18 protein-coding genes and 1 riboswitch are annotated in these 22,801 nt (G+C 73.9%); of the genes, 12 read left to right on the forward strand and 6 right to left on the reverse strand.

What is annotated here, in order from left to right:
- Positions 1–503: 503 nt before the first annotated feature.
- The 3 genes from ACZ4NT_RS26825 to ACZ4NT_RS26835 all read left to right on the forward strand — a co-directional run bounded on the left by ACZ4NT_RS26825 (position 504) and on the right by ACZ4NT_RS26835 (position 3,370).
- Positions 504–1,046: a DUF6668 family protein gene (locus ACZ4NT_RS26825; RefSeq protein ID WP_467728024.1), complete on the forward strand. Its 543-nt coding sequence runs from the start codon at positions 504–506 to the stop codon at positions 1,044–1,046.
- Between the two features lie 93 nt (positions 1,047–1,139).
- On the forward strand, positions 1,140–2,666 hold the full coding sequence (locus ACZ4NT_RS26830) for an amidase family protein (RefSeq protein ID WP_467728026.1): 1,527 nt from the start codon (positions 1,140–1,142) through the stop codon (positions 2,664–2,666).
- A gap of 104 nt (positions 2,667–2,770) precedes the next feature.
- On the forward strand, positions 2,771–3,370 hold the full coding sequence (locus tag ACZ4NT_RS26835) for an NAD(P)H-dependent oxidoreductase (RefSeq protein ID WP_121405448.1): 600 nt from the start codon (positions 2,771–2,773) through the stop codon (positions 3,368–3,370).
- 15 nt (positions 3,371–3,385) lie between these two features.
- Here ACZ4NT_RS26835 and ACZ4NT_RS26840 read toward each other — a convergent pair whose 3' ends face one another.
- The 5 genes from ACZ4NT_RS26840 to ACZ4NT_RS26860 form a co-directional block, all read right to left on the reverse strand.
- Positions 3,386–4,282 carry an ABC transporter permease gene (locus tag ACZ4NT_RS26840; RefSeq protein ID WP_467728029.1) on the reverse strand — a complete coding sequence of 299 codons (897 nt, stop codon included), beginning with the start codon at positions 4,280–4,282 and terminating at the stop codon, positions 3,386–3,388.
- A complete protein-coding gene (locus ACZ4NT_RS26845) occupies positions 4,269–5,234 on the reverse strand; it encodes an ABC transporter ATP-binding protein (protein WP_121405446.1) in 966 nt (321 codons plus the stop codon). The genes ACZ4NT_RS26840 and ACZ4NT_RS26845 overlap by 14 nt, the downstream gene beginning before the upstream one ends.
- Before the next feature lie 40 nt (positions 5,235–5,274).
- A complete protein-coding gene (locus ACZ4NT_RS26850) occupies positions 5,275–6,486 on the reverse strand; it encodes an outer membrane lipoprotein carrier protein LolA (protein WP_121405445.1) in 1,212 nt (403 codons plus the stop codon).
- 244 nt (positions 6,487–6,730) lie between these two features.
- Positions 6,731–7,669, reverse strand: coding sequence for a CHRD domain-containing protein (locus tag ACZ4NT_RS26855; protein WP_467728031.1), 939 nt, complete (start codon positions 7,667–7,669; stop codon positions 6,731–6,733).
- A 233-nt stretch (positions 7,670–7,902) separates the two neighbouring features.
- Positions 7,903–8,913: a polyprenyl synthetase family protein gene (locus tag ACZ4NT_RS26860; protein WP_467728033.1), complete on the reverse strand. Its 1,011-nt coding sequence runs from the start codon at positions 8,911–8,913 to the stop codon at positions 7,903–7,905.
- 713 nt (positions 8,914–9,626) lie between these two features.
- Between ACZ4NT_RS26860 and ACZ4NT_RS26865 the strand changes: the two genes are divergently transcribed.
- Both ACZ4NT_RS26865 and ACZ4NT_RS26870 read left to right on the forward strand, forming a co-directional pair.
- A complete protein-coding gene (locus tag ACZ4NT_RS26865) occupies positions 9,627–11,717 on the forward strand; it encodes a CocE/NonD family hydrolase (protein ID WP_467728035.1) in 2,091 nt (696 codons plus the stop codon).
- Between the two features lie 359 nt (positions 11,718–12,076).
- Positions 12,077–12,236: riboswitch (cyclic di-AMP (ydaO/yuaA leader) on the forward strand.
- Positions 12,237–12,239: 3 nt separating this feature from the next.
- A complete protein-coding gene (locus ACZ4NT_RS26870; RefSeq protein WP_121405441.1) occupies positions 12,240–12,974 on the forward strand; it encodes a LysM peptidoglycan-binding domain-containing protein in 735 nt (244 codons plus the stop codon).
- Here ACZ4NT_RS26870 and ACZ4NT_RS26875 read toward each other — a convergent pair.
- A complete protein-coding gene (locus ACZ4NT_RS26875) occupies positions 12,968–13,849 on the reverse strand; it encodes an HAD family hydrolase (protein ID WP_467728038.1) in 882 nt (293 codons plus the stop codon). The two genes, ACZ4NT_RS26870 and ACZ4NT_RS26875, sit on opposite strands and share 7 nt — an antisense overlap.
- Before the next feature lie 363 nt (positions 13,850–14,212).
- Here ACZ4NT_RS26875 and fahA point away from each other — a divergent pair, with 363 nt between their 5' ends.
- From fahA to ACZ4NT_RS26910, 7 genes are all read left to right on the forward strand, one after another.
- Positions 14,213–15,433 carry a fumarylacetoacetase gene (gene fahA / locus ACZ4NT_RS26880; RefSeq protein ID WP_121405440.1) on the forward strand — a complete coding sequence of 407 codons (1,221 nt, stop codon included), beginning with the start codon at positions 14,213–14,215 and terminating at the stop codon, positions 15,431–15,433.
- A 345-nt stretch (positions 15,434–15,778) separates the two neighbouring features.
- The gene (locus ACZ4NT_RS26885; RefSeq protein ID WP_467728040.1) at positions 15,779–16,558 is read left to right on the forward strand and encodes a GntR family transcriptional regulator; all 780 of its coding nucleotides are present in this window, start codon (positions 15,779–15,781) and stop codon (positions 16,556–16,558) included.
- Positions 16,559–16,643: 85 nt separating this feature from the next.
- The gene (locus ACZ4NT_RS26890) at positions 16,644–16,871 is read left to right on the forward strand and encodes a 4Fe-4S dicluster domain-containing protein (protein WP_010986276.1); all 228 of its coding nucleotides are present in this window, start codon (positions 16,644–16,646) and stop codon (positions 16,869–16,871) included.
- A gap of 36 nt (positions 16,872–16,907) precedes the next feature.
- Positions 16,908–18,266: an ABC transporter substrate-binding protein gene (locus ACZ4NT_RS26895; protein WP_467728042.1), complete on the forward strand. Its 1,359-nt coding sequence runs from the start codon at positions 16,908–16,910 to the stop codon at positions 18,264–18,266.
- 71 nt (positions 18,267–18,337) lie between these two features.
- The gene (locus tag ACZ4NT_RS26900) at positions 18,338–19,189 is read left to right on the forward strand and encodes an ABC transporter permease (protein WP_467728062.1); all 852 of its coding nucleotides are present in this window, start codon (positions 18,338–18,340) and stop codon (positions 19,187–19,189) included.
- Positions 19,173–20,015: an ABC transporter ATP-binding protein gene (locus tag ACZ4NT_RS26905; protein WP_467728044.1), complete on the forward strand. Its 843-nt coding sequence runs from the start codon at positions 19,173–19,175 to the stop codon at positions 20,013–20,015. The genes ACZ4NT_RS26900 and ACZ4NT_RS26905 overlap by 17 nt, the downstream gene beginning before the upstream one ends.
- Positions 20,016–20,038: 23 nt before the next feature.
- A complete protein-coding gene (locus ACZ4NT_RS26910; RefSeq protein WP_467728046.1) occupies positions 20,039–22,801 on the forward strand; it encodes a fumarate reductase/succinate dehydrogenase flavoprotein subunit in 2,763 nt (920 codons plus the stop codon).

Consider the following 22,801-nt stretch of genomic DNA (forward strand, 5'->3'; position numbering starts at 1 on the left):
GCGCGGACGGCGGGGCCGCTGCCTCCGCCGACGTCACCTCCGCCACGCGCCTCGGCTTGCCCGTACCCGAACGCACCAGTTTCAAAAAGACGTCGGCCCGTGGGCCCGTCCGGGCGACGGACGAACCCGGCACACCCGCGTCCGCGGCCGGTCCCCCGTTCGTACGCATCAACGCCCCCCTCTGCACTCGCGATTCGGCCCGGCCGGCGAGGAACCCCCGTCCCCCCGCCGCGGCCCTCCGACCGACATGGACGCCGGCCGCCGGTGTGCGGTTGTCGGCCGCCGGGAACCGGTCGCCGCCGGTGATCCCCCCGGGAGATCATCACGTGGGCCCGGCCGGTCGGACCCGGCCCGTCGAGGCCCGATCGCGCACCTGTGGTTGAGTCTCCCGGCTCACTCCCGTTTCCTGGGTCACCAGGGCGTCACAGGCTCGTCCCAGGAACCCGCGCCCCCGCCCCCGGGGAGCCGGGCGGACCGACGGACGACGACGGAGGGGAACGGCGATGCAGGGGACCGCAGGGCAGGGGCCGCAGGGCCCGGAGGTGTGGATACGCGGTCCGGTCACCGGACCGGACCAGGAACAGCCGCAACCGGCCCAAGGAGTCGCCACCGCACGCCGGTTCGCCTGGGTGGCCACCCACGGCGGCGCGGGTGCCACCACCCTCGCCACGGTCTTCGGCGGCCACGACGCGGGCCGCAACTGGCCGCGGCCCGACCAGGGCGAGCCGGGTTCGCTGCTCCTGGTGGCGCGTACGCACGCCACCGGGCTGGAGTCCGTCTCGCACACCCTGGAGACCCTACGGCGCGGGGACGTACCACCGGGCCTCGACCTCGACGCCGTCGTCCTGGTCGCCGACGCGCCCGGCCGGCTTCCGCGTCAACTGGCCCAGCACGTCAAGGCGATCGAGACGACGATCGACGTCTACCACGTGCCGTGGGTGCCCGCCTGGCGGGTGGGCGACCTCGGGGAGCCTCCGCGCGAGTGCGAGCGGCTGGCGCGGCTGACCGGGGCGGCCCTGCCGTCCGGGAGACGCGGCCCCCGCTGACCGCCGCACGCACCACGCATCGCGACCGCCGCCGGGGACGGCCCCGCGGGGGCTGCCGGGCACCGCAGGGCCGGAGCAGAACCGGGACGGCACATGGAAGTTGACGCGTACCAGACCCTGTCGGCCGTGGAGATCGCCGCTGCCGTACGAGCACGCGCGGTCAGCGCCGTCGACGTGGTGACCGCCTGCCTGGCGCGGCTCCGGGCCGTGGAGCCTGTGCTGTGCGCGTTCGCCGAGGTGTGGGACGCGGAGGCGCTGCGCCGCGCCCGCGAGGTGGACGCGCGGGTCGCCGCGGGCGAGCGGCCGGTCCTCGCGGGCGTGCCGATCGGGGTGAAGGGACGCCATGGGCTGCGCGCCGCGGCGGCTCTGGTCCACGCCGGCTGCGTGCCGGTGGGCGCGACGTCCGTGCCGGGTCCGGGCACGGCCTGGCAGACCTGGGGGCTCGGGGCGCACGGGCGGACCGTCAATCCCTGGCGGCAGGAGCGGACTCCGGGCGGTTCGTCGGCCGGGTCCGCGGCGGCCGTCGCCGCGGGTGTGGTGCCGATGGCGACCGGCAGTGACGGCGCCGGGTCCGTCCGCATCCCCGCCGCCTGGTGCGGGGTCTTCGGCCTCAAGACCACGAACGGCCGCCTCCCGTCCGCGGACCGCACGGGCCTGACGGCGGCCGGTGTCCTCACCCGGCACGCGTCCGACCTGGCGGCGTACTGGCGGGTCGTGTCCGACGCCGCCGCCCGCACCGGGTCCGGGGTCCGCTCCGCCTCGGCCGCCGCACCGGCCCGCGGCGCGGACTCGCCACCGTCGCACCATCCGGGCGCGGATCCGGCCAGGTTTCCCTCCGCGGCGATGCGCCCCGACTCCGTCACGCGTGCCGCCCCGGGGATCTCATCGCCCTCTCCCCATGGCCCGGATCCGGCCAACTTCCGCCCGCCGCCCGCCCGTCCGAGCCCGGATCCGGACGGCCCCCGCACCCCGGCCGCCCGACCCGGCCCCCTTCCGGGTCACACCGCAGGGCCTCCCTCGGCCCCGTCCTCCGGATCCCGTCCGGCGCCGGTTCCGGGCAGCCGTGCGCTCCCGTACCCGGCGCCCCTCGCCGCCGTCTGGTCCCCCGGTCTCGGCTTCGCCGGAGGGGACGCCGAGGCGGATGCCCTCGCGGCTCTCGCGTACGGCGCCGTGGAGCGGCTCGTCCGGGCCGGTGTCGTGCGGCTGGTTCCGGGGGACGTACGGCTGGCGGACCCCGGTCCCGCCTGGCTGGCCCTGCGCACGCCCGGGGCCGCTCCGGGGGCGGGGCGGACGGTCCGGGAGCAGAACGACCGGCGGCTCGCCGCGGTCTTCGCGCGGGCGGAGCTGCTGCTGACCCCGGCGACACCGAACGCACCGCATGGCCACGCCGGTCCGGGTGACCGCTACTCCACCGCTCTGACCTGGGCATTCAACCTCAGCGGTCACCCCGCTGCCAGCCTTCCTGCGGGCATCGGGCCCGACGGCTGCCCGGTCGGCCTTCAGCTGGTGGCCCGGCACGGCGCCGAGCCGCTGCTGGCCGCCGTCGCCGAGGCCGCCGAGATCCGGGCCGGCCTCCGCTCACCCGGGCCTCCGCCCCCTCTCACCCACCCGGGGCCCTGAGCCGCACCCCCTCGCCGCCCCTGCCCCCTGACAGAGTTACTTGCTCGTGCATATACTGCGCACGCATGTAATTGTCGTACGCCGAGCATCCGGAGGGCCGCCCCATGTCCCGTTCCTTCCTCTTCCTCCTGGGCAGCAGCCGCACCGACGGCAACACGGAGCTGCTGGCCCGCCGGGCCGCCGAACAACTGCCCCCCGACGTGGAGCAGCGCTGGCTGAGCCTGACCGAGCACCGGCTCCCCGAGTTCGAGGACCTGCGGCACGACACCGACCACGTCCGGCCCACCGACGGCACCGCGGGCCTGCTGCTCGACGCCACGCTCGCGGCGACCGACATCGTGATCGCCTCGCCGCTGTACTGGTACTCCCTCTCCGCACCCGTCAAGCGCTACCTCGACCACTGGTCGGGCTGGCTGCGCACGCCGGGCATCGACTTCAAGCAGACGCTCGCCGGGCGCACCCTGTGGGGTGTCACGGCGCTGGCGCACACGGAGGAGGAGGTGGCCGACCCGCTGATCGGCACGCTCCACAACTCGGCCGCCTACATGGGCATGCGCTTCGGCGGGGTGCTGCTCGGCAACGGCAGCAAGCCGGGTGACGTCCTGGACGACTCCGTCGCGCTGGCCCGCGCGAAGACGTTCTTCGCTCGGGAGGCACCGCTCGCCCGCTTCCCCTACGAGCTCCGCCGGGAGGCGGGCGTGTGACGACCCGGCCCCGGTCTACGCCGAGATGTCCTTCGCCGTGAACCGCGCCCAGGCCGCGGACCCGAACACGGCCGCGTACAGGGCCTGCAGTTCGAGATTGCGGATCAGGTCGTCCCAGTACACCGGCTCGCGCATGAGGTCGGCGAAGGAGAGCCAGTAGTGGGAGAAGAAGTACGGCTGCAGGGCGTGGAGCTGCGGGATCTGGTCGAGGATCTGGACGCTGATGAGGAGGCCGACCGTCGTCGCCATCGCCGCGATACCGCTGTTGGTCAGCGTCGAGACGAACAGGCCGAGCGCCGCCACCCCGATCAGTGAGGCGGCGACGGCCAGCGCGATGAGCAGGGCCCGGCCGAATCCCTCGGCGAGGCCGATACGGGTCCCCGAGATCGTCGTCAGCTCCCCGAGTGGGAACAGCAGGGCGCCCGCCGCCAGCGCGGAGACCGCCACCACCAGCGTCGCGACCAGGCAGAACGTGAGCACCGTGGCGTACTTGGTGAGCAGCAGGCGGGTACGGCCCGCGGGGGCGACGAGCAGATAGCGCAGGGTGCCCGCGTTCGCCTCGCCGGCGAGGGCATCGCCCGCGACGACGCCGATCGCCATCGGCAGGAAGAAGGGGAGGGTCGCCGCCAGGGCCGTGAACACCAGGAACAGCCCGTTGTTGGTGATCTGCGAGATGAACGCCGGTCCTTCGCCGCCCCCGCCGCCCGCCGCCGAGCCGTCGCCGGTCTCGATCCTGATGGCGACACCGATGAGGACGGGTACGGCGGCGAGCACGGCCAGCAGCGCGATCGTCCGCCAGCGCCGGAAGGTGGTGACCAGCTCGCTGCGGAACAGCCCGAGCGTCCACAGCGGACGGGGCCTGCGTACGGTGCGGGCGGCACCCTCGGCGGCCGGTACCTCAGCCCGCGACATCGAAGCCCTCCCCGGTCAGCGCCACGAACGCGTCCTCCAGCGAAGCCCGTTCCACTCCGAAGCCGCGCACTCGTACGCCCGCGGTGACCAACGCGGCGTTGATTTCGGCCAGTTCACGGTCGGGCGGCTCCGCACCGACCCGCGTCTCGGTCACCACGACATCCGCGAGCCCCTGTTCCTTCAGCACCCGCGCCGCCTCACCGGTGTCCGGCGTGGTCACGACGAGACGCCCCCGCGCGCCCGCGGCCAGCTCCGCCACCGGGCCCTGGGTGAGGAGCCGGCCCCGCGCCATGACGGCCGCGTGCGTGCACACCTGCTCGATCTCGTCGAGCAGGTGGGAGGAGAGGAAGACGGTGGCCCCGTCGGACGCCAACTCCCTGACCAGTGCACGGATCTCGCGCATGCCCTGCGGGTCGAGGCCGTTGGTCGGCTCGTCGAGGACGAGCAGCCGCCGCGGCTGCAGGAGGGCGGCGGCGAGCCCCAGCCGCTGCTTCATGCCCAGCGAGTACGCCTTCGCCTTCTTGCCCGCGGCGGCGTTGAGCCCGACCCGGTCGAGGGCGGCGGCGACGCGGGTCCGCCGGGTGCGCGGGTCGGCGGTCGGGTCGGCGGCGTCGTACCGCAGGAGGTTGTCGCGCCCGGAGAGGAATCCGTACAGGGCGGGTCCCTCGATGAGGGCTCCGACGTGCGGGAGCACGGCGCGCGCGGCCCGGGGCATCGGCTGCCCCAGCACGCGCGCCGTGCCCGACGTCGGCTCGATCAGGCCCATCAGCATGCGGATGGTGGTGGTCTTCCCCGAGCCGTTCGGTCCGAGGAAGCCGAAGACGCTGCCCGCCGGGACGGCCAGGTCCAGGCCGTCGACGGCGAGCTGTCCGCCGCGGTAGCGCTTGGTGAGCGCGCGAGTGGCGATCACCGTGTCCACCCGATCGGGCTCCGCGGCGGACAGTTCCTCCATGCGTTCCCTCGCTTCGTCGGTCGCCGGCCCGCGCGCGGACCTACTTCGCGGCGCCGGCCGCCTTCACCAGCGCGTCCTTGGTGACGGCACCGGCGTACACCTGGCCGTCGTCCGTGATCAGCGCGTTGACCAGGCGGGTCGAGAAGACGGTGCCCGAGCCGAACTTGCCGCTGACGCGGTCGCCGAGCGAGTTCAGGAACCCGGAGACGTCGCTGTTCCCGGAGGACTGCGACGGCAGGCCCTCCCCGCCCGTGTCGAACCGGACGATGGCGGTCCAGCCCTCACCGATCGTCTTCGGGCCGCCGACTCCCCCGGGAAGGTCCTCGCCGGACTTCGGGGAGGACTTCGGCAGGGACTTCGGCGTCTTGGAGGCGGTGTCGTCCTCGGTGACCTTCGCCCCCTTCGGCGGGGTGAAGTCGAAGGTCGACGCGGCCGGCCGGGCGAAGTCGACCTTGGTGAAGCCTGCGTCCACGACGGCCGCGCCGCCGCTCGCCGGAGTGAGTGTGAACTTCAGCGGCGTCCCGGTCTTCGCGTCCACGGCGACGGTGATCGCGCCGACCGTGGAACCGGACTGCTTCGGCTTGACGACCAGCCGGTAGGCGTCCCGGCCCGCGACCTGCGCGGTGCCGTCGACGGTCACCGACGTCGTGTCGTCGACCGCCTTCAGGGCCTCCTCGGCCAGCTCCTGGGGGGTGGCCGGGACGTCCTTCGGCGCCTCGGACTTCGGCGAGCCCTCGGGGGCCGTCGAGTGGTACACCTCGTTCGACTTGCTGTCGTAGGCCCAGACGTCCGCGCCGTTGTGGATGACGCTGTACTCGGCCGCCTTGTCCAGCAGCGACACCTTGCCCCGGTCCGGGCCGTCGGCCGCGACGCGCAGGGTGTGCGTGCCGGAGGCCAGCTCCATGAGCTTGGACGACGGGTCGGCGGAGGAGTCTCCGCCCTTGCCGGCCGCCCCCGGGGCGAAGCTGTCCGCCAGGCCGCCCAGGTCGGGCAGCCCCAGATCGGTGCTGATCTTCACCGTGCCGGACAGCTGCTGGGTGTCCGACTTGGCGATCTTCTCGACGAGTTGCTGCGCGGTGATCTTCGGCAGGTCGGGGTCGCCGGAGTCGGCGAGGGCCGGGACGAGCCCGATCGTCGCCGCCGCCACCCCCACGACCGCGACCGGGACGACGTACCGCGCGGCCTTGCGCCGGCCCGCGCGCATGTCGTCGGCCTCGTCGGCCAACGTGTCCTCGGATTCGTACGGTGCCATGTCTGCCCTTACCTCCGTCATCGGCGGCGGCCTTCAGTCACTGTCCTCGTCCACCCCTGTGCCGCCATTCTCACCCGAATTGATGAGGAGTGGTGCTTTCCATCTGACCAAATCGGCCGGGAAGAAGCGTCAGACCCCGGGCTCAACTCCGTGTACTGCTGCGGTATGACACGAAGGGGCGGCGCCTCCCCCGACCCGTAGGGGTCGCACGGGGAGACACCGCCCTCGGGCCGACGGCCTCCCGTCAGCGCTGCACGAACACGTAGTCCGCCCGGTAGGGCACGCCGACGACCGAGCCGGGCGCGCAGGACCCGGCCGGGGCCACCCCGCCCACGGTGTTGAGGCGCAGGATCTCGGCCGTGCCGGCCAGCAGCCCGCGGTGCTTCCCGGACGCGGTGGCCTTGAGGTCCAGCTCCGGGATGTTCCCGTCGCCGTTCGGGGTCCGGGTGAGGACCGCGCCGGTGACCGCGCTGCCGTCGGGTGCGACCCATTGCGGCGTACCGGAGTTGGGGGCCACGAACGAGTGAGCGATGCGGCGGGCGAGTACCGCGCCGACGTCCCGCTGGGCGTAGGCGTGGCCGCCGGTGGCGGCCGGCTTGCACTCGTAGATCTGCTCGCCCTTGACCACCGTCGCCTGGAAGTTGTCGAACACGTGGCGGAAGTCGACGGCGGTGGTGACCTGGTGGAGCTGCCCGCGGACGGCACCGCCCGGATACCGGGAGGTGTGCAGATTGGCGTAGAACGCGCCCGGTTCGCTCTTCAGCCGGGCGAGCAGGGCGGCGTCCTCGACCTCGACGGAGCCGCGGGCGCGGTGCTTCCCGCCCCGGTCGAGCAGTTCGGTGAAGTCCAGCGCCACGCCGCCGTTCGTGCCCCTGGCGCCCTCGTGCAGGTGCAGCCGGGTCGGCTTGCCGGTGCCGCGCCAGCTCACGGCGACGGAGACCGTGTCGCCCTCGATCCTGATGAATTCCAGAGCCGCGCCGTCCCGGTCGCCGACGGCGGGACCATCCGCGACCGGGACCTCGTTGGCGCCGCGCAGACTGGCGGCGAGGACGGTGCCGCCGTCCTCCGGCAGGGCTCGGCCGTCGGCGGCCGCGGGAACGGCGGCCGCCGCGAGCGCGGCAGCCGCGGCACCGGCCAGGAACAGGCTCGTGCGGCGCGCTGCGAACGTGCTGTTGGATCCCATGGTGCTGCTGTCTCCCCGCGTCCCGGCCGACGCCCCCTGCGGCGGCCTCCGGAGAGGATTACGGAGCGGAACCGCAGCTCAACTCAAGGTGATCAGTGTGACACGCGCCACACTTGAGCGGCGGGCGGCGCCGGGCAGCGGGCCCGGAGACGGAGCGTGCCGTCCGGGCCCGGTGGAGAGGTCGGGGCCGGTGGGGAGGTCGGGGCCGGTGGAGGGGTCGGGCGCGGACCGGTTCAGCCGGCCCGGTGCACCACCGCGTCGCACAGCTCCAGGAGCGCCGCCTTGGCGTCGCACTCGGTCAGCGGAGCCAGCGCGGCCCGCGCGTCCTCGGCGTAGCGCACGGTGTCCCGGCGGGCCTGCTCCAGCGCGGGGTGCACCCGCAGCCGCGCCAGCGCCTCGGCGTGCCGGGCGTCGTCCGTCAGGTCGGAGTCGAGCAGCTCGCACAGCGCGATGTCCTCGGCGAGCCCGAGCCGCTCCACCCGCTCGCGCAGCCGCAGCACGGGCAGCGTGGGGATCCCCTCGCGCAGGTCCGTGCCGGGCGTCTTGCCCGACTCGTGGGAGTCGGACGCGATGTCCAGGACGTCGTCGGCGAGCTGGAAGGCGACGCCCAGCCGCTCGCCGTACTGCGTGAGCACGTCCACGACCGTCTCGTCGGCGCCCGACATCATCGCGCCGAACCGGCACGCCACGGCGACCAGGGAGCCGGTCTTGCCGCTGAGCACGTCCAGGTAGTGGTCGATCGGGTCGCGCTCGTCGCGGGGGCCCGCGGTCTCCAGGATCTGGCCGGTGACCAGCCGCTCGAACGCCTCGGCCTGGACCCGGACGGCCTCCGGCCCGAGGTCCGCCAGGATGTGCGAGGCGCGGGCGAACAGGAAGTCGCCGGTCAGGACGGCGATGGAATTGCCCCAGCGGGTGTTGGCGCTGGGCACCCCGCGGCGGACCTCGGCCTCGTCCATCACGTCGTCGTGGTACAGCGTCGCCAGGTGGGTCAGCTCGACGACCACGGCCGAGGGCACGATGCCCGGGGAGTAGGGGTCACCGAACTGCGCGGCGAGCATCACGAGCAGCGGCCGGAACCGCTTGCCACCGGCCCGCACGAGGTGCTGGGCGGCCTCCGTGATGAAGGGGACCTCGCTCTTGGTGGCTTCGAGCAGGCCCTCCTCGACAGCCGTCAATCCGGCCTGGACATCGGCTTCGAGAGCCTGGTCCCGCACGCTCAGCCCGAACGGCCCGACGACGGTCACGAGAGGTTCTCCTGTCTGCTGACGATCACATGGCGAACTCGGTCGATCATTCGGTCGATGACACGGTTTGTCGATGTGTCGCTGCCATCACTCAAGTCAGCGTATCCGGTCACGTTTCGATCACCACGAGCGCCCACCGTCCCCACCTACGACTTCCCTCCCCCGGGAAGGGCAGTCGCGCCCGGGCGGTACGGGATGACGGACGGTATGTTCTTGATCACTCGATAGGACCGGACATACACCGACATCGACCGGAAGGCTCCCGTGCCCCGACGCGCCGCCGCCACCCGGCCCCACCGGGCGCGCACCTCCCCCGCCCCGTGGCCGTACGGGCCGCCTCCCCTCGCGCGCGAGGCGTCGGCCGGTGCCCCGGTGCCCGCGGCGCCGCGCCCCGGGGGCGCGCCCGGCCGTCCCGGGTCCGGAGGCGGCCGTTCCCCGTCCGGTGACGGTCGAGCGGAACCACACCGGCGGACAAGCGAGGGCCGAGGCCCGCTCCAGCCGGCGGCGGCACCCCGCCGGGGGCGGGCCGGTCGGCGCGCGCACCGACCGGGGCGGCGTGGCACGGGGGGCGTACCGGCGTGTCGGGGGTGGTGGCCCGCGGACCGCACGACGCCGTCACCTGGCCGGGTGCAGGCCTCCGGCGCGCGACACGGGCGCTCTCCGCACGGCGCGCTCCCCGAGGCACGGCAACCCCACTCCCCGAGGTCACCGCGATGAGCCCGCACATCCGTACGTCGTTCCCCTACGAGTCGGTGCACGAGGACGTCCTGATCCCGCTGCCGGACGGGATGCGGCTGTACGCACGGGTGTGGCGCCCGGTCACCGACGAGCCGGTACCGGCGCTGCTGGAGTACCTCCCGCACCGCCTGACGGACCGGACCGCGCCCCGCGACTGGCAGCGCCACCCCTGGTACGCGGGCCACGGCTACGCGTCGGTGCGCGTGGACGTCCGCGGCCACGGCAACTCGGAGGGCCTGCCGGCGGACGAGCACGCCCCCGGGGAGGCCCTCGACGGGGCCGAGGTCGTCCGGTGGCTCGCCGACCAGCCGTGGTGCAGCGGCAGCGTCGGCATGTTCGGCCTGTCCTGGGGCGGGCTCGACTCCCTCCGCGTCGCGGCCCTCGCACCCGGACCGCTCAAGGCGGTCGTCGCGGTCTGCTCGACGGACGACCGCTACGACAACGACCGGCATTACCTGGGCGGTTCCGTCCTCGCCTGCGGCCTGCACGCCCGGGCGGCGGCGATGCTCGCCTTCGCCTCCCGGCCGCCGGACCCGCGGCACGTCGGCCAGGTGATGTGGCGCGACATGTGGGTGAAGCGGCTGGCGGCCGTGGAGCCACCCGTCCACGCCTGGCTCGCGCACCAGACCCGGGACGCGTACTGGCGGAGCGGCGGCGTGCGCGAGGACTACGGGTCGGTCCGGGCCGCGGTACTGGCGGTCGGCGGCTGGCACGACCCGTACCGGGACACCGTCCTGCGGCTGGTGGAGTACCTCCCGGCCGACCGCGTACGGGGCCTGATCGGACCCTGGTCGCACCAGTACCCCGACCGGGGGCTGCCGCCCGGCCCCGCGATCGGCTTCCTGCAGGAGACGCTGCGCTGGTGGGACCACTGGCTGAAGCCGGGCCCGGACGGCGTCGGCACCTCGGACGGGGACGGCACCGACGGACGGGCCCGCACCGACGGCAGGGACGGCACCGACGGCAGGGACGGCACCGCCGACGTGATGTCCGAACCGCTGCTGCGCGCGTACATCACCGATTCGCACCGGCCGGCCACGGTCTACCCGGACCTGCCCGGCCGCTGGGTGGGGGACGACGCCTGGCCCCCGCCGTCGGTGACACCGGTGTCGTACGCGCTTCAGGGCGTGCCCGTACCGGTGCGCTCGCCCCTGCACACGGGCCTGGACGCCGGCCGCTTCCTCCCCCTCGGCGGCGACGCCGACCTGCCGCCCGACCAGCGGGACGAGGACGCGAAGTCGGCGTGCTTCGAGTTCGAGGTGCGGGAGGAGACCTGGGTGCTGGGCCGCCCGCGGGTCCGGCTGCGGCTGACCTCGCCGGTGCCGCGCGGGCAGGTGATCGCGCGGGTCTGCGACGTGTTCCCGGACGGTGCGTCGACGCTCGTCACGCGCGGCGTGCTGAACCTCTCCGCCCGGGAGGGCACGGACCGGGTGGTGGAGTGGCCGCCCGGCGCCACGCAGGAGGTGGCCTTCGAGCTGACCGCCATCGGCCACGCCTTCCCCCCGGGCCACCGCATCCGGCTGTCGGTCTCCTCGGCCTACTGGCCGTGGGTCTGGCCCCAGCCGGGCTCGGACGCCGGCTTCACGCTGCACCCGGAGGGCAGTTCGCTGGAACTTCCGGTACGAGCCAGGGAGTTGGACCCCTCGGTGACCTTCGAGGAGGCGGAGGAGGCACCGCCGCTCGGCGCGGTGGTCCCGGCCACGCTGGACGAACCCCGCCCGGAACGGCTGGTCGTGCGGGACGTCGCCGCGGGCACCTGGCGACTGGAGGTGGACCCGCGCCAGGGCGGCACCCGCGTGTACCCCGACGGCCTCGAAGTCACCGAGGACGCCCTGGAGACGTACACCACGGACGAGTCGGACCCGCTCTCCGCCCGCGCCCGCGCCGACTGGTCGATCCGGTTCCACCGGCCGGAGGACTCCTGGCACGCCCACGTGGAGACCCACTCCGAAATCACCTGCGACGCAAGGGACTTCGTCACCCGGAACGAGGTCGTCTGCAAGGACGGCGACGAGGTCGTCTTCCACCGCACCTGGGAGAGGCGCATCCCGCGCACGGCCGGCTAGCCCTCCGCCGCCGCGCCCGACGGGCCGACGAACGGAGCCGGCGCGCGGGAGCGGCCGGTGTCCGGCCGCCCGGTCGGTGCCTGTAATGCCCGAGTTGGCCGCATCGCGCCCCATTGATGGGGCTTGGTTGCGTGAAATGGGTCACGCGGCAATGGATCTTCCGGCTCGGCGGGCCGGACAAGTCTCCATTTGCTAAAGGCAAGTTGAGTTTCACGTTCCGGTCTAATCGGACTATTTCCCCCCTGCTCAGAGGTAGATCAAAAGCCCTGCGATGGGAAATCGGGCCTTGTTTCGGACATGTGCTCTCGCATACGTTCCAGTCGATCCGAGCGGACCCGCCTAATCCTGCCGCCGCTCGGTGACCCCACCCACCCACGCACGGCAGGAGCGGGGGACCCAGGTAAGCCGCCGATCCGGACGCACCGGAGCGGCTCGGGGTGAAGTCGCGCGTCACCGTGCGGCCGGGCAACTCCAGCCCGAACCCGACAGCTCACCTCGCAGGCACCGGAGAGGAAATTCGCCATGGCCGCTCGCGGCAAGCACCGTCGTCCCAGAAACAACGCCCTCACCCGCGGGCTCGTCGCCGTCGGAACGGGCGGAGCCGCGCTCGTGCTCCCCGTCATCGGCGCGACCGGCGCCCAGGCGGCGCAGCCGGCGCAGGCCGCGCAGTCCGCACCGGCCGCGGTCCCGCAGGTCCAGCTCGTCACCTACAAGGTGGCCCTGGGCGACACCCTGTCCAAGATCGCCCGCGAGCACGCCAAGGGCAGCGACTGGAAGAAGCTGTACGAGGCCAACCGCGCGGTCATCGGCAGCGACCCGTCGCTGATCCGGCCGGGCCTGAAGCTGACGGTCGGCACGAAGACCGTCGGGGGAACCGCGAAGGCGGCCACCGCGACGGCCAAGAGCGCCGCCGCCCCCGCGGCCGCGAAGACCTACACGAACGACCTGGACGGCTGGATCAAGGAAGCCCTGGACATCATGTCCCAGAAGGGCATCCCGGGCAGCTACGAGGGCATCCACCGCAACGTCATGCGCGAGTCGTCCGGCAACCCGCAGGCCATCAACAACTGGGACTCCAACGCCGTGGCCGGCACGCCGTCCAAGGGTCTCCTCCAGGTCATCGACCCGACCTTCGCCGCGTACCACGTGGACGGCACGTCGATGGACCCGTACGACCCCGTCGCGAACATCACGGCGGCCTGCAACTACGCCGCCGACAAGTACGGCTCGATCGACAACGTCTTCGGCGCCTACTGAGCCGCACGGTGCAGGGCGCCCGCCGCGCCCTGCACCGGCACGGCCGCTGCCGTTCCCCGGTCCCGAGGGCCGGGGAACAGCCGTTCCAGGACCACGGCGATGCCGTCCTCCTCGTTCGACAGGGTGATCTCGTCGGCGACCGCCTTGAGTTCGGGATGTGCGTTGGCCATGGCGACGCCGCGGGCCGCCCAGTCGAACATGGGAAGGTCGTTGGGCATGTCACCGAAGGCGATCGTGTCCGCCGGCGACAGGCCCAGGTGTCCGGCGGCGAGCGCGAGACCCGTCGCCTTGGTCACGCCACATGGCTGGAGTTCGACGGTGCCGGGCCCCGACATGGTGACCGTCGCCAGTGAACCGACCGTCGCTCTGGCCACCGACGCCAACTCGTCGTCGGACAGCGCGGAGTGGCGGAGCAGCACCTTGCTGATCGGCTCCGCCCAGAGGTCGTCGCGCCGCCGCACCCGCACCGCGGGCAGGGTCGGGTGCGGCATCAGGTAGCCGGGCTCGATGAGCGTGAGCCCGTCCACTCCGTCCTGGTCCACGGCCGCGAAGACCTGACCGACCTCGGCCTCGATCTTGCCGAGCGCGGTCTCGGCCAGCTCACGGTCCAGGGTCACCGACCACAGCAGACGGCCGGCCCCGGCGTCGTACAGCTGCGCGCCCTGCCCGCACACCGCCAGCCCCTCGCTGCCGAGTTCGGCGAGCAGCGGACGCACCCGGGGTGCCGGGCGGCCGGTCACCACGAGATGCCGGGCCCCCGCCTCGGCCACCCGCGCCAGCGCGGCCCGCGACCGGTCGGAGAGGGTGTCGTCGCCGCGCAGCAGCGTTCCGTCCAGGTCAGTGGCGATGAGTGAATATGCAGTCGGAGCGGCCATGATCCGAAGAATACGGATCGAACGTCCCAACGGCCCGGCGTGAACCGGACGTCGTCCGGTATCCCGACAGCAACGCCGTTCACCCGCAAGGGAATCGAGGGCATCACCCGTGGCACGGGGCGCCGTCCTGTGACGCGGGGCACCCCGCACATGACGCACCGTGCCGCCGGTGTGACGCACGGTGCCCCCGCCGGGACGGCCGACGCTCCCCGTACCGGCGGACGCGGACTCCGCCGTCCGCGCGTGAGCCGTCCGTCACGGGACCTGCCCCGGGTCGTCCCTCCCACGTAACGTGTGCCGCGACCACACGGAACGCGTGGAACACATGGATCACAGGCGAGCACGAAAGCGAGGCAGCACCCGATGCCCCCCTTCGATGTCCCCGAGGGCGACCCCTTCGGTCCGCACAATCTTCCGTACGGCGTGTTCTCCCCTTCGGGGTCCGGCCCGGACGCCCGGCGGGTGGGCGTGCGGCTCGGCGACCGGGTGCTCGACGCGGGCGCCGCGGCACGGGCGCTCGGCTCCCCCTACGAGGCGCTGCTCGCGCAGCCGACCCTCAACCCCCTGCTCGCCGCGGGCCGCACGGCCTGGTCCGACGTACGGCGCGCGCTCACCGCGTGGGTGACGGTCCCCGCCCACCGCGAGGCGATCGAGCCCCTGCTGCATCCGCTGTCCGAGGTGACACTGCACCTGCCCTTCGAGGTCGCGGACTACGTCGACTTCTACGCCTCCGAGAACCACGCCCGCAATGTCGGGCAGATCTTCCGCCCGGACGCGGAGGACTCCCTCACGCCGAACTGGAAGCACCTGCCGATCGGTTACCACGGCCGGTCCGGCACGGTCGTGGTGTCGGGCACGGACGTGATCCGTCCCTCGGGCCAGCGCAAGGCCCCCACGGACGCGGCCCCGGTCTTCGGTCCGTCCGTCCGCCTCGACATCGAGGCGGAGGTGGGGTTCGTCGTCGGCACCCCCTCCGCGATGGGCGCCGCCGTCCCCCTGTCGGCCTTCCGGGACCACGTCTTCGGCCTGTGCCTCCTCAACGACTGGTCGGCGCGCGACATCCAGGCCTGGGAGTACGTCCCGCTCGGCCCCTTCCTCGGCAAGTCCTTCGCCACCTCGGTGTCGGCGTGGATCACCCCGCTCGACGCGCTGGAGGACGCGCGGGTGGCGCCGCCGGAGCGCACCCACCCGCTCCTCCCCTACCTGGACGACGCCTCGGAGGACCCCGGCGGCTACGACCTGCGCATCTCCGTCGCGATCAACGGGCACACGGTCTCCGAGCCGCCGTTCTCCACCATGTACTGGACGGCGGCACAGCAGCTGACGCACATGACGGTCAACGGCGCGTCCCTGCGGACCGGTGACCTGTACGGCTCCGGGACGGTCAGCGGCCCCGCCGAGGGCGAGCGCGGTTCGCTGCTGGAACTCACCTGGAACGGCCGCGACGCCCTCGAACTCCCCGACGGCAAGCGGACGTTCCTGGAGGACGGCGACGAGGTGACCCTCACGGCCTGGGCCCCCGGGCCGGGCGGTACGCGGGTGGGCCTCGGCGAGGTGACCGGCACGGTGGTGCCGAGGAGCTGACCTCGCCCCGACCGGGCCGCGGCGGCAGCCGGCCTCCCGCCCGCCGCCGCGCCCCGCGGGAACGACCGCCGCCGACCCCTGCGCCGCGTGTCCGGCTCCCCGCGACGGGCGCCGCACGGCCGCAGCCGAGAGAGTCCGGGCCCCCGCGGTCACCGGGGGGAGGGAGCGCGGCGTGGCCGAGGGAGTCCGGGCCCCGGCGGTCACCGCGGCGGGAGCGCGGCGTGGTGGCAGATCTTGTCTCGTGGGGACCGGGACGTGCAGGTCAGCGGGTTCCTCCGGGGTGGCGCAGGTGGCGCAACACTGCGGCAACACCACGGCCCGGACCCCGTGGGTAGGGTCCCTCGCATGCCCACCGAACGCATCCGAGAGCACGCCGGAGCCGGCGCGACCACCGTCGCCGCCCACCGGCGGCGGCTGCGTGCGGACCGGGCCAGGCAGCTCGCCGACCTGCTGCGCCAGCAAGTGCTGACCGGCGGCTTCCCGGACGGCACCCTGCCGCACGAGGCAGCCATCGGCGACGACTACCGCGTCTCGCGCAACACCGTCCGCCAGGCCCTCGACCTGCTGCGCGCCGAGGGCCTGGTGGCCCGGGTCCCCGGAGTCGGCACGGTCGTCGTCGCCCAGAAGTACGCCCACGGACTCGACCGGCTGATGGGACTCGCGGAAACCCTGCGGGAACACGGCCAGGTCAGCAACGAGGTGCGGACCGTCGGCCCCGTGCCCGCACCGGGGCCGGTCGCCGAACGCCTGCGCGTGCCGCCCGGCGCCGACGTCCTCTACATCGAGCGCCTGCGCCGCCTGGACGGTCTCCCCCTCTCCCTCGACCTCACCTACATCCCCCTCGACATCGGCACCGCCCTGCTCGGCGCCGACCTGGAGAACACGGACGTCTTCCGCCTCCTGGAGTCGGTCACCGGCCGTCCGCTCGGGCACGCCGAGATCACCCTGGAGGCCGTGAACGCGGACGCGCACTCCGCCGCCGTACTGGAGGCGCCGCGCGGCACGGCCGTACTCATGCTGGAACGGCTCACCCACCTCGCCGACGGCCGCCCCGTCGACCTCGAGTTCATCCGCTTCCGCGGCGACCGCATCACCATGAACGGCCGGCTGCACCGCCTGCTGTAGCCCCGTCCGCGCCGGGGACGCCGCACCGGCGCCCGGCCCACCGCCCCGCGCGGCCCTCTTCCCGTACCGATTCCTGGAGACAGCCATGCCCTTGGCGCCCCAGCGGGCCGACGTGCCCGTGACCATCGACGAGTCGAAGTGCATCGACGGCTGCACCCTCTGCGTCGACATGTGCCCGCTGGACTCCCTCGCCATCGACGAGAGCAACGGCAAGGCCTACATGCACGTCGACGAGTGCTGGTACTGCGGCCCGTGCGCCGCCCGCTGCCCGACCGGCGCCGTCACGGTCAACATGCCGTACCTGCTCCGCTGATCCGTCGAACCGCTCCGGCGAGAGGCCCGAACTCCCATGCCCAGCAACGCGAAACGCACGGCGGTCGCGATGACCGCCGCAGCCCTCCTGCTTCCCCTCACCGGCTGCGGCGGCGACGCCGAGGCCGGTGGCGGCTCGACGGTCACGGTCACCGTCGGCTACCAGTCCAAGACGATCAACACCGTGACGGCCGGCACCCTGCTCCGCTCGCTCGGCTACTTCGAGCAGGAGCTGAACGCCCTCGGCGACGGCACCACCTACCGCGTCGCCTGGCAGGACTACGCGACCGGCGCCCCCATCACCGCCCAGATGACCGCCGGGAAGATCGACATCGGCTCGATGGGCGACTTCCCGCTGCTCATCAACGCCGCCCGCGGCACCCAGCTCAACCGCCCGACGCGTCTCGTCTCCGTCACCGGCTACAACCTGAGCGGCGGCCTCAACACCATCGTCACCGCACCGGACTCGCGGCTCGACTCCCTCGCCGACCTGCGCGGCAAGAAGGTGTCGACGAGTATCGGCTCGGCGGCCGACGGCACCCTCGTCCGCGCCCTCCAACGCGCCGGAATCGACCCCGACAAGGGCATCGAGAAGCTCAACCAGCAGCCCGCGGTGGGCGCTTCGGCCCTCTCGGCCGGCAGCGCCGACGCCCTCTCCCAGTTCGTCGCCTGGCCCGGTCTCCTCGCCCACCAGGGCAAGGCGAAGGCCCTGTACGACGGGGCGGCGCTGCGCCTGCCGACGTTCCACGGCGTCACCGCCCGCAAGGACTTCGCCGAGAAACGCCCCGCCGTCCTGGAGGCCTTCCTCAAGGCCCAGTACCGGGCGACGGACTACCTCCACGACCATCCCGTGCCCGCCGCGGAGAAGGTCGCGAAGGCGACCGGGCTGCCCGCCGAGGTCGTCTACCTCTACAACGGCGCACACGGCATCGCCACCTTCGGTCCCGCCCTCAAGCCCCGGCTGATCGCCGCGCTGAAGAAGGACGTGTCCGTGCTGAAGTCGGCGAAGCTCGTCGGGGACGTCGACGTGGACGCCTTCGTCGACGACCGGTACGTGAAGAAGGCGCTGGGCACCGCCGGATACGCCGACGCCCTGGCCGCCGGTCCCTCTCCGGCCGCCGGTGAGGTGTGGCCCGAGGGCGCCACCGGGACGCGCACGTTCACCTCGGCGTCCGCCCTGCTCCGTCACGTGTCCGCCCACCGCGGGAACGTGCGCGCCGCGTACGTCTCCGACACGACCACCGGCACGCTCTGGTTCGCGGACAAGTCGGTGTGGGTGGCGGACGGCGACGCTCTCCACCCGTTCGTCACCGCCGCGACCGCCAAGGCCTACACCGCCGCTCACCCGGGCGCCCGCACGGTCTCCTACGCCGAGGCCCTGGAGCGGGCGTCGTGACCGGGGGCAGCGCGGGAGCGCCACGGGCCGTCCGGCGGACGGGGCTCCCCCACGGGCTCGGCCGCTACGCGCTGCGGGCCACGTCGCTCGCCGCCTTCCTGACCGCCTGGCAGCTGCTGACCAGTCTGGACGTCGACCTGTGGCTGCGCTTCTCGCAGTTCCCGACCGTCGCCGACGTGGCCCGTGCGTTCGGCGACCGGCTCGGCGGCGGCGACTACTGGACGGACCTCACCGACAGCCTCACCCGGATCCTCACCGGCTTCCTCCTGGCGGCCGCCCTGGGTGTCGCCACCGGTGTGGCCGTGGCACGCTCCCGCCTCGTCGAGGACCTGCTCGGCCCCGTCCTGGAGGTGATCCGGCCCGTCCCGGCGATCGCGCTCGTGCCCGTCGCCATCCTGCTGTTCCCCAGCAACGAACAGGGCATCGTCTTCATCACCTGCGCCGCCGCCTTCTTCCCCGTCCTGGTCTCCACCCGGCACGCGGTGCGGGCGCTCACCCCCGTCTGGGAGGAGGCGGTGCGGACGATGGGCGGCGGCCGGTGGCGCGTCCTCGGCTCGGTGGTGCTGCCCGGCGCGCTGCCCGGCATCTTCGGCGGCCTCTCCGTCGGCATCGGCGTCTCGTGGATCTGCGTCATCTCCGCCGAGATGATCTCCGGCCAGTACGGCGTCGGCTACCGCACCTGGCAGGACTACACCGTCGTCGACTACCCCGGCGTCTTCGTCGGCATGGTCACCATCGGCCTGCTCGGCTGGCTCACCTCCACGGCCGTCGAGCGCGTGGGCCGCTGGTTCACCCGGTGGCTGCCGCGCACGGAGTACGTCCCCGGCGCCCGGGTGCGCACCGGCCCGGCCGCCGCGCCCGCGCCCGCCCGGCCGGCCGTCGCCGCACCCGGAAGGGAGGTCCGCGATGAGCACCTCGTCTGAGACGTCCGGCCCGGCCCGGGCCACCGCCGCGGCCCCCGCCCCGCCGCACGGAACGCGGCTCACCCTCACCGGCGCCGCGCTGGGCCGCCCCGGCGTCCCCGTCCTCGAAGACGTCGACCTGGACATCGCCCCCGGCGAGATCCTGACCGTCGTGGGGCCCTCGGGCTGCGGCAAGTCGACTCTCCTGCGGACCCTCGCCGGACTGCTGCCCGCCCTCGCGGGCACGGTCGAGCAGGACGGCCGCCCACTGGTCGCCCCCGCCGCCGACCGCGCCCTCGTCTTCCAGGAGGACGCCCTCCTGCCCTGGCGCACCCTGCGCGCCAACATCGAACTCCCCCTCGCCATCCAGGGGGTGCCGCGCGGCGCGCGCCGGTCCCAGGCGGACGGCTGGCTCACCCGGGTCGGACTCGACGGCCGCGCACGGCAGTTGCCGCACCGCGTCTCCGGCGGCCAGCGCCAGCGCGTCCAGCTCGCCCGCGCCCTGGCCGGGCGGCCCCGGGCCGTCCTCATGGACGAACCCTTCGGGGCCCTCGACGCCCAGACCCGCGCCGGCATGCAGGACCTCCTCGTCGAGGTGCTGCACGGCGGCGGCGCCACCGTCGTCTTCGTGACCCACGACGTGGACGAGGCGCTGTTCCTCGGTGACCGGGTGGCACTGCTCGGCTCCGGCCGCCCCGGCGAGGCCGACCGGCACGGGCGGACACCCGGTGCCGCAGGCGGTCTCCTCGCCGTCCATCCGGTGCCGCGGCCACGCGAGCGCTCCGCACACGACGACCCGGCGCGGCTCGCCCTGCGGCGCGACGTCCTCACGTCCCTCGGCAAGTGAAAGGCACACCTGTGGAGACCTCCGTGGACACCAACCCTGGCGGCCGGGAGTCCCTCGCGGACCGCCCGGTGGAGATCCCCTCCCTCGACGACGCCGAGGAGCTCACCTGCGACGTCCTCGTCATCGGCGGCGGCACGGCCGGCACCATGGCCGCCCTCACCGCCGCCGAGCAGGGGGCGGACGTCCTCCTCCTGGAGAAGGCGCACGTCCGTCACTCCGGCGCCCTCGCCATGGGCATGGACGGCGTCAACAACGCCGTCGTCCCGGGCCGCGCCGAGCCCGACGACTACGTCGCCGAGATCACCCGCGCCAACGACGGCATCGTCGACCAGTCCACCGTCCGCCAGACGGCCACCCGCGGCTTCGCGATGGTGCAGCGCCTGGAGTCGTACGGCGTGAAGTTCGAGAAGGACGAGCACGGCGAGTACGCGGTCCGCCAGGTGCACCGCTCCGGCTCCTACGTGCTGCCGATGCCCGAGGGCAAGGACGTCAAGAAGGTCCTGTACCGGCAGCTGCGGCGGCGCGAGATGCGGGAGCGGATCCGGATCGAGAACCGGGTGATGCCGGTGCGGGTGCTCACCGCCGGGGGGCGTGCCGTGGGCGCGGCGGGCTTCCACACCCGTACCGGGCGGTTCGTCACCGTCCGCGCGGGCGCGGTGATCCTGGCGACCGGCGCCTGCGGCCGGCTCGGCCTGCCCGCCTCCGGCTACCTGTACGGCACCTACGAGAACCCCACCAACGCCGGTGACGGCTACGCCATGGCGTACCACGCGGGCGCCGAACTCACCGGCATCGAGTGCTTCCAGATCAATCCGCTGATCAAGGACTACAACGGGCCCGCCTGCGCCTACGTCGCCAATCCGTTCGGCGGCTACCAGGTCAACCGGCACGGCGAGCGCTTCGTCGACTCCGACTACTGGTCGGGCCGCATGATGGCCGAGTTCGCCGCGGAGGTGGCCAGCGACCGGGGCCCGGTGTACCTGAAGCTGAGCCACCTCCCGGAGGAGTCGATCAGCGCTCTCGAAACCATCCTGCACTCCACGGAGCGCCCCACCCGCGGCACCTTCCACGCCGGCCGCGGCCACGACTACCGCACCCACGACGTGGAGATGCACATCTCCGAGATCGGCCTGTGCGGCGGCCACTCCGCCTCGGGCGTCCGCGTCGACGACCACGCCCGCACCACCGTGCCGCGCCTGTACGCCGCCGGGGACCTGGCCTGCGTCCCGCACAACTACATGATCGGCGCGTTCGTCTTCGGCGACCTCGCCGGCGCGGACGCCGCCCGGTACCGCGCCTACGAGGGCGAGTTGCCGCAGGACCAGCTCCGCGAGGCGCACGAACTGGTCTACCGCCCGCTGCGCAACCCGGACGGCCCGCCCCAGCCCCAGGTCGAGTACAAACTCCGCCGCTTCGTGAACGACTACGTCGCCCCGCCCAAGTCCGGCGCCCGTCTCTCGCTCGCCCTGGAGGCCTTCGAGCGGATGCGCGACGACATCGCGGCCATGGGTGCCCGGACCCCGCACGAGCTGATGCGGTGCGCCGAGGTCACCTTCATCCGCGACTGCGCGGAGATGGCCGCCCGTGCCTCGCTCGCCCGGACGGAGTCCCGCTGGGGCCTCTACCACGACCGCACCGACCATCCCGCCCGGGACGACGCGGACTGGTTCCACCACCTCGATCTGTACAAGTCCCCGTCCGGGGCGATGGAGTTCACGGCCCGTCCCGTGGCTCCCTACCTCGTGCCGGTCACCGACTTCACCCCGGCCGGCGGCCCCTCCCGTCACCTCGGCGAGGTCCACCCGGAGGGTGTGGCCACGGCCGGGGCACGGGACGCGGCGCCGGTGGCCGCTCAACCCGCCGCCGACCCGCTCCCCCGGCACACCGGCGCCGCGGAACCGGCGGCCTCGCCCCGGCTGCTGGAACTGCTCGCCCTCGCCGACGACGCACCCGAACTCGCCGCCGTACGGCCCTATCTGACCGATCCCGAGCCGTCCGTCCGCCGCGCCGCCGTCGCCCTCCTCACCGAGTCGGCGCCCCCCGGCACAGGCCCCGCCCTCGGCGCCGCCCTCCGCGACCCCGACGCCGACGTCCGCGCCACGGCCGCCGCGTCGCTGCGCGAACTCGTCGAGACCCTCACCCCCGAGCCGGCCCTGCACGACGCCCTGGTCCGCGCGCTCGCCGAGGACGACGCCCTCGTCCGCGCCACCGCTCTCGACCTGCTGCGCGCCCTGCGCCTCGGCGCCCCCGACGTCTACACCGACGCCCTCACCGACCCCGATGTCGCCGTGCGCGTCGCGGCCGTGCGCGGTCTGGTCTCCGTCGACACGGCGTTCCCGCTGCTCGCCGCGGCCGGGGACCCGTCCCGCGAGGTCCGCGTCACCGTGGCCAAGGCGCTGGCCGGGGTGAGCCCTGGGAGCCCCGTCGAGGACGCCCTGGACCGGCTGACCGCCGACCCCGACGCCCTGGTCCGCGCCGCCGCCTACGAGGCCCTGGCGACCACCGGCTGCCCTGCGGGGCCGGCCGCCCGCGCCGTCGCCGCGCAGGCCGATGCCGCCTGGCAGGTCAGGTCGGGCGCGGCCACCGCGCTGTCCGCCGCGGACGCCGAGGTCGCCGTCCCCGCCCTGGCCAAGGCGCTGGGCGATCCGAACGCCGACGTGCGCAAGGCGGCCGTCCTGGCGCTCGTCCGGCATGCCGAGGTCCACGAGGACGCCCGCGCCGCGCTGGCGACGGCCACGTCGGACTCCGACGCGGACGTCCGGGCGTACGCGTCACGGTCGCTGTGA

The sequence above is a fragment of the Streptomyces sp. NPDC026417 genome, from assembly GCF_055567695.1.

Bases quoted from the DNA above. Each gene is read 5' to 3' on its own strand.
- ACZ4NT_RS26845 (WP_121405446.1), bottom strand. From the start codon at position 5,234: ATGGAGGAACTGTCCGCCGCGGAGCCCGATCGGGTGGACACGGTGATC.
- ACZ4NT_RS26830 (WP_467728026.1), top strand. From the start codon at position 1,140: ATGGAAGTTGACGCGTACCAGACCCTGTCGGCCGTGGAGATCGCCGCT.
- ACZ4NT_RS26870 (WP_121405441.1), top strand. From the start codon at position 12,240: ATGGCCGCTCGCGGCAAGCACCGTCGTCCCAGAAACAACGCCCTCACC.
- ACZ4NT_RS26875 (WP_467728038.1), bottom strand. From the start codon at position 13,849: ATGGCCGCTCCGACTGCATATTCACTCATCGCCACTGACCTGGACGGA.
- ACZ4NT_RS26865 (WP_467728035.1), top strand. From the start codon at position 9,627: ATGAGCCCGCACATCCGTACGTCGTTCCCCTACGAGTCGGTGCACGAG.
- ACZ4NT_RS26850 (WP_121405445.1), bottom strand. From the start codon at position 6,486: ATGGCACCGTACGAATCCGAGGACACGTTGGCCGACGAGGCCGACGAC.
- ACZ4NT_RS26855 (WP_467728031.1), bottom strand. From the start codon at position 7,669: ATGGGATCCAACAGCACGTTCGCAGCGCGCCGCACGAGCCTGTTCCTG.
- ACZ4NT_RS26905 (WP_467728044.1), top strand. From the start codon at position 19,173: ATGAGCACCTCGTCTGAGACGTCCGGCCCGGCCCGGGCCACCGCCGCG.
- ACZ4NT_RS26890 (WP_010986276.1), top strand. From the start codon at position 16,644: ATGCCCTTGGCGCCCCAGCGGGCCGACGTGCCCGTGACCATCGACGAG.
- fahA (WP_121405440.1), top strand. From the start codon at position 14,213: ATGCCCCCCTTCGATGTCCCCGAGGGCGACCCCTTCGGTCCGCACAAT.
- ACZ4NT_RS26895 (WP_467728042.1), top strand. From the start codon at position 16,908: ATGCCCAGCAACGCGAAACGCACGGCGGTCGCGATGACCGCCGCAGCC.
- ACZ4NT_RS26825 (WP_467728024.1), top strand. From the start codon at position 504: ATGCAGGGGACCGCAGGGCAGGGGCCGCAGGGCCCGGAGGTGTGGATA.
- ACZ4NT_RS26835 (WP_121405448.1), top strand. From the start codon at position 2,771: ATGTCCCGTTCCTTCCTCTTCCTCCTGGGCAGCAGCCGCACCGACGGC.
- ACZ4NT_RS26885 (WP_467728040.1), top strand. From the start codon at position 15,779: ATGCCCACCGAACGCATCCGAGAGCACGCCGGAGCCGGCGCGACCACC.
- ACZ4NT_RS26840 (WP_467728029.1), bottom strand. From the start codon at position 4,282: ATGTCGCGGGCTGAGGTACCGGCCGCCGAGGGTGCCGCCCGCACCGTA.